A 13570-nucleotide genomic window follows, 5' to 3' on the forward strand; every position below is an offset into this window, starting at 1 on the left:
CTGCAATCCAGCAGGGCTTCTGCGCGTCTGTATGACGCCCCTAATCGGGCCGAAGGCGGTACATCTGCTGTGGGGGCCCAGACGTCTTAGGGCTGCCCGCGAGCAGACACAATTACAGAAGGGGATGCGGGAAGGCTCATAGTCAGCTTGCCAAGAGCCACACCAGCAAACACATGCCGCCTATCTCGGCTCAATGATGATGTTACGTTGAAGACCAGCTTTGCGAGGTCTGGCGCTGTTTGCGTCATCGCGATTGCCTTCTCGACTTCTGCCTTAAGCCCACCTCTCACAATCTTGGGAGTCGCATTCAGTCTGTAAATGAGCGAGTGGTTATTGCGGCTCAACAACAGACAAGCATTCTGGAAGCGCTGTAACCTCGACAGAGAAACACGATCGAAAGGTACATCATACGGCCATCCTCGCATGTTGTGTCAGGTCCAACGTGTTTCGCGCAAAAGCGGAACTGCCACTTTTTCGATGGCCGGCTTTAGCCTTAATGGAATTGTTGTGAGTAACTCGAACGTTCTGGCCGCCGTTGCGGATCTCATTGGCTCAAGTGAAGCGCTTTGAGAGAGTTCCCCCTTCAGCTCCGCTAATTGGCTACGTCCGACGAAGGTCTGCTCGGAAAAAGAGTGCAAAAAGTGAAGATTTCTTCCATTCAAAAGCGAGCAGAAGCTTCCGCATTCCATAACAAGGCTACCTCCGTCGAAAGCCTCTTTGTGCAATTGCGCCGTAAGACCGCATTTTTTCTCCGCCGTCCGGCATCCAGCCTAGCCCTCCGCGTTTTCATCATGAATGCGGCAGAGCCCTTCGCAAATAGATGCTGCGGGAATTACGACGGACTGGTTTCGTCCGAACTGGCAGGATCGTCTAGCTCCAGCTCCTGCGATGTCGCCATCGGCGTTGTGCGCGGCAGGTTCTGAAAGGCCTGCTGGTCTTCTGCCGGAACCGCTTGGGCAATGAACAAACGCCAGAAGCCGAAAGCCGTCACAAAGAACGCGACCAGGCCAATGGCGCCGAACAATCCGCCAGCGCCGAAGCTTCCGATTCCGATTGAGCCGACAACCGGCCCCACCATCGCGCCTGCCGAATAGGCCAGCACCAATCCGCCGGTTGCCCCAACGCGCTCGCTTTCCTTTATGTGATCGTTGGTGTGCGCGACACATAGGGGGTAAAGTGCGAAGGTCATTCCGCCGAAAAGCGCGCCGAGTGGAAACAGCAGCAGACGGCTGTCCAAGCTGCATACGATCGCAGTGCACACCAACACCGCACCTACGAACGTCCCGACAATCACGCGCCGTCTGTCGAACCGGTCGGACAACATGCCAAGCGGCCATTGCAGCGCCACGCCGCCCGCGATGACGCATGAGGTGAAAAACGCCACGTCAGACAGGTCCATCCCCAAACGCCGGATGAAAACTGCACCCAGTGCATAGAATGCGCCGAGCATCAGGCCTGTCGCGGTGACCCCGACGACACCAAGCGGGGATATTCGGTAGAGCTTCTTTACCGCCAGAGGCTTCAAATCCTCGATCGTCGGCTGCACATCCTTGGTCAGGACCACCGGCAGCACCGCGATTGAAAGCAGGATCGCCGAATACATGAAGGGCAGGGCGGGCGATTCCTCCCCAAGATTGAGCAGGAACTGGCCGATCGCCTGCCCGGAATACAGCGCCACCATGTACCCGGCCAGAACGCTGCTGCGATTGGCTGGCTCGGCCTTTTCGTTCAGCCAGCTTTCAAGGCAGATATAGATGCCGGCAATTACCAAGCCGTCTATGAACCGCAGCACCAGCCAGATTGCTGCGCTCTCGTGCAAGGCATAGGCAAGGCTGCTGGCGGAAAATACCGAAACGAATGCCGCAAACGAGCGGATATGGCCAACATTGCCGATCAGTTTCGACACGGTCAGCGATCCGGCAAACAGACCAGTAAAATACGCTGTCGCTGCGAGGCCGATCACCAGCGCGCTGGCACCGGCAGCCTCCAGCCGGACTGCAATCAGAGTGGACAGGAAACCGCTGCCCGCCATGATCAGGAAGATTGCGAGCAGGAAGGTCCTGACATTGAGTAGCGAAGCGAGCATAATTCGCGCGCTTATCAGCGAAGGTCAGGGTTTGACCAGCGGCAAGTCTTCAGTCTGTGTAACCCAGTGCAGAACGCAGCGGCCCCAGCCACGGCTCAAACGGTTTCCACGCAGCTACACCGTCCCGGTTGATCGGCCGCCTCACCTGTTCAGAACTGGCAGTTCGAACCGCGCGCTTGCTCTTGTGGAACTCCAGGCAGGATTGTTCGAAAGGCAAGCCAAGATAGTCGAGCATCCGGCTGACCTGGCCTTCCAGATCGTCGAGAACATCCTCGTGCTGAACCCGCAAGACCGCGCCCGGCAAAACCGTGTCCCAATGGTCCATCAGGGAAACATAGTCGCTGTAATACCGCCCGATTTCTTCGAGCCCGTAGGTGAATTCCTGTCCCTCTGCGAACAGCTGTTTGAAGCCGGAGAAGCAGCAATCCATCGGATCGCGGCGGGCATCGATGATCCGGGCATTCGGCAGGATGAGCTTGATAAGGCCGATATGGCGAAAATTGTTCGGCATCTTGTCGATGAACATCGGCGCGCCCTGCCGGTGGATGCGGGTGTTCTCGAGAAAGTTCTCGCCCATTTCAGCCAGCTGCTCCGAGCTTAAATCATGCAGGACCGCAGGATAAAGCGTTTCGCCAGCTTTCCGCCCGCGCAGCCGGTGGGCAAGGGCAAGGATGTTGGGCAATTCAAGCGTCCCGTCGATCTGGCTGTGCGAAGCCAGTATCTGTTCGAGCAAGGTTGAACCTGCACGCGGGAGGCCAAGGATGAAGATCGGGTCGGGTGCGGGATGCCCGGCGCCGTCGTGCTTCTCGAACAGATCGGGAGTGCAGATTTGCGCCTGTAGGGCGAGTTCTGCGCTCATTGTATCAGCATCATATCGTGTCTGGCGGCGTTTCAGCGTGTTACCGGCATCGTAATGGCGGAATGATGCCTCGTATTCTTCGCGGTCCTCGAACGCTTTGCCCAGCGCGAAGGACATGTGCACCCGGTCCATGAACGCAAGCTCATGGCGGTCGATCTGCGCGAGCATCGCGGCAATCTCATCATCTGCGAACCGATAGGTCTTCAGATTGGCAAGTGCGTAATATGCATCCCCATGGTCCGGCTTCGCGGCTAATGCGCTGCGGTAGGATGCGATCGCATCATCCTGAGCGCCCGTGGTTTTCAGTGCATGGCCTCGCGAAGTCAGCGTGGCCGGGTCGTTGGGCAGCTTTTCCAGAACCTGATCAAACAGTTCGAAAGCGCGGTCGTATTCGCCGGTTTGCATGGCCTCGATCGCAAGGTGCGACTGGAAGAGCGGGCTTTCCGGATCGCGCGCGTACAGGGCTTCCGCCTGGGCCTTCGCTTCGGCAAATTTCTGCCGCCTGCGCAGGGCATCGATGTAATCGAGGCGAACCTGGATATTGTCGGGCTCGAACTCCGCGGCGCTTTCCAGCAGAAATTCCGCATCGTCGAGGATGCCCAGCTTGATCCCGATCTGCGCCAGAAGGCGCATACCCTCGGTGCTGCGCGGGCTGTGGCGCAGATAGTGCCGGCAGAATTCCTCTGCCTTCAACAGCCGGCCCTCTGCCAGATGGTTAGTCACTGCCAGCAATTCGCGCGGCATCAAACGGATGCGGTCTGCCTGCGCCTGCGAAGATGCGGCCTCAGCAGTGTTGCCGGCTGCTGCCTGCAATTCTGCCAGCGTCCGCCAGCTTGCCTCCAGCGCGGGGTTGAACTGTACCGCGCGCGTGAACGCAGCGATCGCGCCATTCTGATTGCCTTCCGCGCGGGCGAGATGACCGGCTTCCTGCCAGGCGCGCCCGAATTCGGGTGAGGCGGCTTGCAACTGGCTCAAATAACCCTGCGCAGCGGCAAAGTCGGACAGGTAGCGGCTGGCAACAGCGGCCAGATACAGGCTTTCGGCATCCTCGGGCCCGCTTTGGATCAGTGTCTGGGCAATCGCCAAGGCGGAACCGAAATCACCCGAACGAAGGGCATCCTGCCCCGATTTGAGCTGCGCTGAACGTTCATCGCGTGTGTCTGCCATGACGATGCCTTTGCCAGAAAAGAGAAACGGCGGGCAAGGCAGTTAAGCCCTGTCCGCCGTTTCGATCAATGTGAGGTCAGACGATCAGTAATCGAAGCTGACGCGCATACCCACGGTCAGTGGGCGGTTTGTGGTGATCCGCTCGCGATCGTTGATGTAATTGCCTGCGATTTCCGCACGCGTATCGGTCAGGTTCTCACCGAAGATTTCAAGCGACCACTGGTTGGTCTTGACCCCTGCGCTGAGCGCGAAGGTTGTGTAGCTTTCCAGTTTGAACTTGTTGATTTCGATGATGTCGGTGAACTTCGAACCGGAATGGACGAGCTGCGGCTGGATGTGCGCGCTGAGATCGTCGTTGAGATCCCATTCGTAACGAACGCGCAGGTTGCCCTGGAATTCCGGAGCATAAGCAAGCGGTTCGCCCTTGATCACATCGTTGGTCGGCGTGAGGACCTTGGTGATTTCCGTATCGAGGAATGAAAACGCCCCGGAAACCGTCAGGCCTTCAATGCTGTACGGTGCCCACGTGATCTCGCCTTCGACGCCCTTGATCTCTGCATCCGCGGCATTGTCCGAGAAGAACAGATTGGTGATGCTAGGATCGAAGATCGTCGTTTGCAGACGGCTGATGTCGACGAAGAACGCACTGCCGTTCAGTCGCAGCTGGCCGTCGATCAGGTCCATCTTCCAGCCGAGTTCGTAGTTCTTCACTTCATCGGTTTCGAGTTCGAATGGAACCGTGAAGCCTGCACCGTTTCCGGCACCGCCGGGGCGGTTCAGCAGGCCAGGGCGGAAGCCCTCCGAATAGGTCGCGTAGAACAGCAGGTCCTCGCTTGGCGTCAGGGTTACGGTGCCTTTTAGGATCGTGCCCTTGGCCTTGGCGACGTCAGGTGCGTTCAGCGAATTGAACACCTGCTGTGCCTGTGCAGCGGTCAGGCCGGCAGCCTGAATATCTGCCAGCGTATCGCCCTGGCTGAATGTCTGGCGAAGTGCCGCATTACAGCTTCCAACGAAGGTGAACTGGCCATCGCCATCATACAGGTCGGAAACATTGGTGCCGAACGCGTCGGCATCCTGCGCAGCGCCCGAGTTGCAGAACGAGCTGTTGGCATCGCCTTCAAAGTCGACTTCGATGTTGTAGTAACGCGCGCCGAGCGTGACGGTCAGCAGATCGGGCACGACGTCGAAGCTGGCTTCGCCAAACAGGCCGAACTGTTCATCGGTCCGCTTGATGTCGTTCCGGAAAATCACGCCAGCCGGGAACGGTCCGGCATCACTCTGGAAACCGCCCGGGAACGGGAAGTTCGGAGCGAAGGCGCCAAATGGTGCAGCGGCGACGCTACCCGGATAGGTGAAGTCGTTACGCTCCTGAAGTTCCAGATCGGAATAGAACGCACCCAGAGTTGCGCGAATACGCTCTTCCTGAGGAGTGTTGACCCGGAATTCCTGCGTGAAGACCTTGGTCTTGGAAGACGAGGTCACAAACAGGTTTGGTGCCTGACAGGTGCCGCTCGGCACCGCTGCACCCGGATAGCTGACGGAGCCGTCGCAGATGTAATAAGGCAGGTATTGGCCGACAAACAGATAGTCGGTGTAATCGACCCGCTGTTCGGTTTCGCGGTCGGTATATGCACCGGTGTAGACCACATCGAGCATCGCCAGGCGGCCTTCGACCGTCCAACTGGTGTTGGAGAAATCGTCTTCGATCCGGTCCTGTTCGTAACGCTGGATTTCCAGATCATCGAGGTCGAGATCGGGATCGGCGAAGAACACACCGTCAGATTCAATTGACTGGCGTGCATGCGAAACGGTCAGGCGCCAGTCGGGTGTGAATTCGTACAAAGCCGATGCGCGGAAACCAGAATACTGGGTGTCGTTGAAATCTTCTTCCACAAGACCCGAATTGTCGGCGGCGATGAAGTTCACGTTGGCATCGATTTGTGCCAGCGTTGCCGGGTCGGACTGGAAACCGGCGCGCTGCGTGTTCACCGGCACACCGTTTGAACGGACGGTTCCGGCCGGACGGAAGCGGGCGCTGTCACGTGCGGTGATCGTGCCTGCAACATTGTCGATATAACCGCCCTGGCTGTCGAGATAGAATACCCCGCGAACGGCGAAATTGTCGGTGACCGGGATGTTGAGCATCGCTTCAGCGTTGTAGCTGGCTTCGCCGCCCTTGGTGAAGGAAACACCGGCCTTTGCGCCAGCGTCAAAGCCGCTCAGCGAAGGCTTGTTGGTGATCAGGCGGACAACACCTGCCTGCGAGCTTGCGCCGAACAGCGTGCCCTGTGGTCCTGCGAGAACCTCGATACGTTCAAGGTCGGCAGCATAGACGTCGAGGTTGCGGCCCGGCTGTGCGAGCGGCTGATCGTCGAGATAAAGCGCAACGTTGGGCGCGAGGCCAGCCACACCGGCGGTGGTCAGGTTGGGCGTGGTCGAGGCGAGGCCGCGAATATAGATCGTGCTCTGGCCCGGACCGCTGCCGCCTGCAGTAACGGTGGGAAGCTGATCAAGGTAATCGGAGAACGTGTCGATCGCGAGCTCGTCCAGCGCTTCCTCGCCAATTGCGTTTACCGAGATCGGAACGTCCTGCAGGTTTTCGGAAACCTTGGTTGCAGTTACCACGATTTCACCGACGCCCCCGGTGCGCGGCTGAGCGTCCTGCGCGGAGGCTGCTGTTGCCGTAAAGGCGGCGATCGCCACGATCGACGTGCCGCTTGTAAATTTGATCATCTGGATTTTTTCCCTGTCGACTTCGAAGGTCTGGCTTTGGATCTCGCCGCAATAAATCACGCCTGAGCGGATTGATTTTGCGCACGGTGGCGGGCGAATAACAAAGTCACCCAGAGCTGGCCACCGCAGGAGGCCAATAATTACGAAGCGAAAAGAGTCTGTGATATTATCATCACAGGAAAACAATAAATCAAATAAAGGCAAATATATATATCTTCGAGCCGATATACATTGCACTTTTACTGGTTCATTATTTCAATCTTACCATGTAATCGGGCAGTATTTATAGTTAACTCAAATAGGCGTCATAAAATACTTGTCACGCGCAAGTCGAAATCAAGTTGCTATCGGACGTTCCCGGCGATCGCCGGGGTCGCTATACTGAACTTGCTGCGGCTGGGTTCTCGATCACTTCGCTGGCGTGGGCGGTGCATGCAACGCCCTGACGTTTGCGGATGAGATCGTAGATCACTGCCTTTATGATCGAAATGCCCATAAGGGCGACAACGAACGAGAATGGCAGTGCGCCGATGATCATGGTGATGCGGATCGCCTCTATCCCGCCCAGCAGCAACATGCTGCCGACCACAAATGCGATGGCGGCGCCCCAGAAAATAATATGGTGACGGCGGTCAGATGCGCTGCTGTCTTCTCCGGCCCCGTTGATCGTGTTGACGATCAGGATCGCGCTGTCGGCCGATGTGATTAGATAGGTCATCAGCAGGATCACCACGAGGCCCGACATAACCAGCGCAATTGCCGGATCGAACATCACGGCCAGCGTGGCATAGAGTTGGTCGGAAATGCCGGATGAGAGAATTGTGCCTTGCGCAGCTCCGCTCAGTTCCAGATCGATCGCGGTTCCGCCGACAATCGCCATCCAGACAAAGCACATCAGCGAAGGGACAAGGATTACGCCCAGAACGTATTCGCGCACTGTCCGTCCGCGCGACACGCGCGCAATGAACATGCCGACGAAGGGGGCGAAGGCGATCCACCAGGCCCAATAGAAAACCGACCAGTCGAGTTGCCACTGTGCCAGCGCGTCACCGGACGTAGTTCCATCGGCGGACCAGAGGGTAAGCGCCAGTCCGGGCAAATTCACGATGTAATCATATATGCCGGTCAGCAGGAGCTCAAATCCGAGCAGACCCGATCCGAGGATGACGAAGACTGCCAGCAACAGGAAAGACAGGCCCATATTCAGATTGGACAGCCATTTGATACCGCGGCCGACACCGGAAAGCGCGGATATCGTCGATGCGCCGACCAGCAGGATCAGCGCGACAACAATGGCCGCAGACGAAGCGGTGCCTTCTGGACCGATCAACCAGTCGCCAAGGCCAAGCCGGTGCAACCCGGTCACGAATTGTTCGACCCCCAGGCCCATCGTTACGGCAACGCCCAAAACCGTTGCAACAACCGCAACGATATCGACAATGTGACCGGCAGGGCCGGACATTGCCTTGCCAAACAGCGGAGCGAGTGCCGACCGGATCGTCAGCGGCAAGTTGCGGCGATAGGCGACATAGCCGACTGCCAGGCCGACCAGCGCATAGGTGGCCCATGCGGCGAAGCCCCAATGCAGGAAAGTGTAAATATAGGCCGGGCGGATAGCCTCGGCAGAAACCGGTTCGATCATCCCGCGGATGATGTCCGGATTGTTCTGAAAATGGGCCAAAGGCTCACCGGTGGAATAGGTCAGCATGCCGATCCCGATCCCAGCCCCGAACAGCATAGCAAACCACGAGAAGCGCGAGAATTCCGGTTTCTCGCCATGAGAACCGAGGCGCAGTGTTCCGGTTTTTGGGATCACCGCAAGAATGAATGCAATGAGCATGAGGAATGCCACCAGGTAAACATACCAACCAGCGAAATCGCGAATGATCGTATCGTTGGCGAGCGCCAGTACTTCGTTTGCCTGCACCGGGAACAGTATGGCCCACAGGATCAGAAGGGTGACGATCACCTTGGACGGAACAGTCACAATCGTGCTGAAACCGTTGTAAAACCCCTTACTCGCAGTCTTGATGGGCAGATGCACCAATGGCGGATCAATCGAATTTCCGTCAGCGGTGTCACTCATAGATTTGCTCTGCTTTCCATCGGGTACGGTTTTCCCGCGATGCCGAAGCACATTTTGCAAGGCACGGTTTGTCAGGGAAAAAGGTGTGCCACATGCCTAAAGCCTACGGCGAGCATTGCAAGGGTAGCAGGGGAGATGATCGCCGGAGGAAGTAATGGCCCCGTTGCTCAACCCTGCGCGCGGAAAGGCGCCTTGTGGTCCGGCATCGCTGCAACGATGGCGCCCAGATCGCTGGCGATCCGCCCGAGGACCGGCACCAGTTTCTGCATATCCAGTGTCAGCGCCAGCGGGTCGCACCGATCCGGTATCAGTCCAAATCCAATGAACAGGTCTATCCATTCCTGTTCGTCGGTGATTTCATGCTCGAAAGTCACCAGCCGCCCTCTGGCAGCAAACTGATCCATCCTGATGCGCAGGCTTCCCGGCACATCCACCTCTCGGCAAGCGGTCCACGCCGCGTCGGTTCTGTGGTTCAGCAAAAACGGCGCAAGCACGCGATCTCGAACTTGACTGAATGAGGCTGCTTGCCGCGCATTATATGCCTGCGCTTCTGCAGCCATGTTGGCCGAGGCGGGTAACAGTTCGGCGAAATGCAAAGCTTGTTCCAGCAGCAGCAGCCGGTCTGCCGAATGGTACGGACCGAGCGCGCACGCCGCTGTGCCCATGCGGACCAAATTGCCGCTCCACGGATCAGCGGTCGAAAACATCCGGAAATCTGCGCACGTCATGTCGCTGGCGGGAAGATTGCCAATGCCGGCAGCCTCGTGACCGGTTTCGCTAACGAGCGCTTCTATGATGGTGCCGGATGGAAGTGTCGTACGCATTATGAGGCCGCCTTCGATCGCCTCCGCGGCAGGATTGAAGCTACGCTGCCCTTCCGCCGCCGGAATGAAGCCCGAACGCAGCTGACTGAATGGGAATTCAAATACCGACTGCTTCGGCTGCGTACCCTGCTCCAGCACCGCAAAATCTGAAATCTCGCCGGATAAGTCGATGAAAATGTCTGCAGCAATTTCGCGGCCGTCTTCCAGCAAGACGGAGCGGACAGTATTCTCACCGCCAGTCGCGACTGCAGAGGCTATTCCTTGTAAAGTTTCGAACCGGTCGCGAGTGGATCGCCCGCGCAGGTATTCGGCAAACGCGGCCACCCCGATCTGGATCTGCGGACCGAGCATTTGCTTGGGCGAGCCGGCCTCTCCGGCGGGCCAACTGAGTTTTCCTGCGGCTGCGGCGCGCGAAGGCAGGCGGAATGGTTCGAGCAGATGTGCCAGCCGCCTTCGATCATCATGCAGCATCGCTGCGCGGAGCATGATCTGGTGAAGCGGCACTCCGTTAATCTTTGGCATTGAACCGGACGGTCCGAGAAACAGTTCACTTCCCGCACCGAGCCAGCCGAGATGCGTGATGCCGATACCGACCGACGCGTCGGAGCGTTTGAGGAGGTCAGCTATGTCTATCTGCGACCGCTCGAAATATCGGTGTGCCGCAGGGACTACCATTGCACCATTGGTGCCGCTGCCGCTTCCGGATGTCTCGACGATCGTCAGCTTTGTCTGTTCGGGCAGGCTGCACGCCAGCAATGCGGCTACCGGCCAGACATCAGCGGAAGTGCCGAATAGAGCGATTTTTGCAAGATGCGGATGATCGGTCATTGGCGCTGACCTGCCTCTGGCGGCTGGAAAGCGGCACCGGATTCGGCGATGAACCGGGAGTGGGTTCTCATCGCGTCCACGCCTTTGCGGATAGTTGCGGAAACCTGGCCCAGTTTTGTTTCAAGCTCTTGTTTGGGCAGGATGCCGGCGCGCGGGTCCCACGTTTCGGGCATCACGTTCTGGCCGATAAAGACGGATAGCCAGCTGGGCGCCAGAAACAGCCCTTGCGTGAAATCCGGAACCAGCCCGCGCGATTTGAACGCGTCGATTTTCGCAGCAAGGCTATCTGGCATCTGGCTCTCGCGAAAATCACGCCACATAGGCGAATCCTCGCGCTGGTTTGCGACATAATGGAGCATCAGGAAATCGCGGATCCGGGCATACTCGGCATCCATCAGGCGGTTGTATTCATCCGCGTCGCTGACAGCGCATTCCTGTTCCGGGAACAGCGCCACGAGATTGTCGATACCGCTCTGAATCAAATCGATGCTGGTCGATTCCAGCGGCTCCAGAAAACCGCCGGACAAACCGATTGCGACGCAATTCCTGCTCCACATCTTGCGCCTCTTGCCAGTCGCGAAGAACAGCTGCTTGGGTTCAGCCAGAGGCTTCCCTTCCAGCGTGGTCATCAGCTGGTCGAGCGCGTCCTGGTCGCTGATATAGCTGTCGCAATAGACATGGCCGTTGCCAACCCGGTGCTGCAGCGGGATACGCCACTGCCATCCGGCTTCGCGCGCTGTCGCGCGTGTATATGGCGATAGTGGTCCCATCATTTCGCAGGGCACTGCATAGGCGCGGTTATTGGGGAGGAATTCGCTCCAGTCTTCATACCCGGTCTTCAGTTCCTGTTCGATCAAAACGCCGCGAAAACCGGAGCAGTCGATAAACAGGTCCGCCCCGAAAGTTTCGCCAGACTCAAGGCTGACAGAACGGATAAAACCGTTTTCACCGTCCAATGCTGCGGACACGATCTTGCCCTCTACGCGCCGGACGCCGCGCTGCTGTGCAAAGCGGCCCAGAAATGCGGCATAGAGGCTCGCATCGAACTGGAAGGCATAGGAATAGGCGGTCGGCCCGTCTTCATTCTGCGGACCTGGGAGGTCGAACTTTCCCGCTTCGGCAGCGACAATCGGGAAGCTGAAATTTCCGAACGGTTCGCAGCCGGAGCGGCCAGCCTGCCTGACCCAGTAGTGATGAAAATCTGCTGGGCCGATGGTGTCACCATACGCGCCGAAAGGATGGAAATAGCTGTCCCCTATCCGGCCCCAATCGCAGAACTGGATGCCCAGCTTGATCGTGGCGCTGGTGGCGGTCATCAACTCGGTTTCGTCAATGCCGAGCGCTTGATTGAAATATCGGATCTGCGGCAGCGTCGCCTCGCCCACACCAACTGTGCCGATTTCGGCGGATTCGATTAGCGTTATGTCCAAGCCGAGCCCGCACAGGCGGTGCGACAAGGCGGCTGCAGTCATCCAGCCAGCCGTGCCGCCGCCAACGATCACGATTTTGCGGACTAGCCTGTCAGACCGATCTTTCAACGTTCACTCCCAATTGATGGGAGCATTCGCAGATTGTCATGGAAGATCAACCGGACGCGGCAATCGCGATGCGGTGCTGATCGGCAGCGTGGCGGAAATGAAACGGGCGGACACGCCGAAGCCTGCCCGCCCACATAGAACATAGGCTGTCTTCGGTCAGGCAGGCTTGCGGGCGAAAATCCCGAAGCCGGCAATCACCGCATAGCAGATCGCAGGAATGACCAGCGAAAATGCCAATGTGGTCGCATCGGCAACAGCTCCGACAAGCAGCGGAACAACCGCGCCGCCGCAGATCGCGACATTGATGATGCCCGATCCGTCCGCTGCGCGGGTACCCAGCTTCTCGCATGCGAGCGAGAAGATCGTCGGGAACATGATCGCGTTCATCAGGCCGATTGCGAGCAGGCTATAGGCAGAAAGCTCGCCGGTGGTGTTGGCGGAAATCACGATCAATGTGATTGCCCCCGCGGCCACGGTTGCCAGCAGGAGCCCCGGGCTGACGATCCGCAGCAAGCCCGAACCGATCAGTCGGCCAACCATTGCACCGCCCCAATACAATGCGACCATCCAGCCGATCACGCTTTCAGGCTGCCCCAGAACGAAGTCCTGCGACAGGTAATTGATGATGATCGAACCGATGGCGACTTCACCGCCGACATAGAGGAAGATCGATAGCGCGCCGAAACGGAAGCGGGGCCGCGTCAGCAGATCCAGTCCGGCAAGGCCAGCGCTCGCTTCGTGCTTTTCTGACTTCAGGCGGTTGCGGAACATCCATACGACCGCGGCCACGATCGCCAGCGCAATCGCCAGACCGACATAGGTGTTCACGATCACTGCCGATTCCAGCGAGCGGTAGGCGTCGAGTTCAGCACCCGAGAGGTCTTCTGCGCTGACATTGGCCAGACTGCCGAGGATCAGGCCAGCACCAACCAGCGGGAAAATGAAAGTACCGAAGGAATTGAATGCCTGCGCGAAAGTCAGCCGGCTGTGGGTGGTTTTCGCCGGGCCAAGCAGGCTGATCAGCGGGTTGGCCACGACCTGCACCACCACGACCCCGCTGGCGAGGACGAACAGGGCAAACAGAAACAGGCTGTATGTCGCGGTCTGCGATGCGGGGATGAACAGCAGGCAGCCGGTCATCATGATCAACAGGCCAGCAACCGCGCCGCGCATGTATCCGATCCGTTTCACCAGCTTTGCGCCGGGTATTCCGATCACGAAATAGGCCGCGAAGAAGCAGAACTGAACCAGCATCGCCTGCGTGTAATTGAGGGTGAACAGTTCCTTCAGCTTCGGAATGATCACGTCATTGAGCGAAGTGATACCGCCGAAAATGAAAAACAGCGCGAACACGAACCATTGCAGACCCGGCTCGTTTACATGGATGTCTTCTGCCTCGATCGGATTCGGATCGGTGCTCGACGCAACGTCTGGCGCTAGAGCCATGGT

General features: G+C 58.2%; 7 protein-coding genes. All 7 read right to left on the reverse strand.

Annotated elements, in window-relative coordinates; translation table 11 throughout:
* Positions 1 to 832 precede the first annotated feature (832 nt).
* Positions 833 to 2086: an MFS transporter gene (locus PO778_RS00005; RefSeq protein ID WP_271438143.1), complete on the reverse strand. Its 1254-nt coding sequence runs from the start codon at positions 2084 to 2086 to the stop codon at positions 833 to 835.
* A gap of 49 nt (positions 2087 to 2135) precedes the next feature.
* On the reverse strand, positions 2136 to 4112 hold the full coding sequence (locus tag PO778_RS00010) for a tetratricopeptide repeat-containing sulfotransferase family protein (RefSeq protein WP_271438144.1): 1977 nt from the start codon (positions 4110 to 4112) through the stop codon (positions 2136 to 2138).
* 84 nt (positions 4113 to 4196) lie between these two features.
* Positions 4197 to 6845, reverse strand: a complete 2649-nt coding sequence (locus tag PO778_RS00015; RefSeq protein ID WP_160729094.1) for a TonB-dependent receptor — start codon at positions 6843 to 6845, stop codon at positions 4197 to 4199.
* Between the two features lie 376 nt (positions 6846 to 7221).
* Positions 7222 to 8931 (reverse strand): BCCT family transporter, encoded by a 1710-nt coding sequence (locus PO778_RS00020; protein ID WP_271438145.1) that lies wholly within the window; start codon positions 8929 to 8931, stop codon positions 7222 to 7224.
* Between the two features lie 167 nt (positions 8932 to 9098).
* Complete coding sequence (locus tag PO778_RS00025; protein ID WP_271438146.1) at positions 9099 to 10583, reverse strand: tryptophan 7-halogenase; 1485 nt, start codon at positions 10581 to 10583, stop codon at positions 9099 to 9101.
* Positions 10580 to 12121, reverse strand: a complete 1542-nt coding sequence (locus PO778_RS00030; protein ID WP_271438147.1) for a tryptophan halogenase family protein — start codon at positions 12119 to 12121, stop codon at positions 10580 to 10582. Before PO778_RS00030 ends, PO778_RS00025 begins: the two co-directional genes overlap by 4 nt.
* A 156-nt stretch (positions 12122 to 12277) precedes the next feature.
* On the reverse strand, positions 12278 to 13567 hold the full coding sequence (locus PO778_RS00035; RefSeq protein WP_160729097.1) for a sugar MFS transporter: 1290 nt from the start codon (positions 13565 to 13567) through the stop codon (positions 12278 to 12280).
* Between the last annotated feature and the right edge of the window lie 3 nt (positions 13568 to 13570).

It is taken from the genome of Pontixanthobacter luteolus, assembly GCF_947494915.1.
Lineage (GTDB): Bacteria > Pseudomonadota > Alphaproteobacteria > Sphingomonadales > Sphingomonadaceae > Pontixanthobacter > Pontixanthobacter luteolus.

Coding starts and splice junctions, on each gene's coding strand:
- PO778_RS00015 (WP_160729094.1), bottom strand. CDS start 6,845: ATGATCAAATTTACAAGCGGCACGTCGATCGTGGCGATCGCCGCCTTT.
- PO778_RS00035 (WP_160729097.1), bottom strand. CDS start 13,567: ATGGCTCTAGCGCCAGACGTTGCGTCGAGCACCGATCCGAATCCGATC.
- PO778_RS00005 (WP_271438143.1), bottom strand. CDS start 2,086: ATGCTCGCTTCGCTACTCAATGTCAGGACCTTCCTGCTCGCAATCTTC.
- PO778_RS00020 (WP_271438145.1), bottom strand. CDS start 8,931: ATGAGTGACACCGCTGACGGAAATTCGATTGATCCGCCATTGGTGCAT.
- PO778_RS00010 (WP_271438144.1), bottom strand. CDS start 4,112: ATGGCAGACACACGCGATGAACGTTCAGCGCAGCTCAAATCGGGGCAG.
- PO778_RS00025 (WP_271438146.1), bottom strand. CDS start 10,583: ATGACCGATCATCCGCATCTTGCAAAAATCGCTCTATTCGGCACTTCC.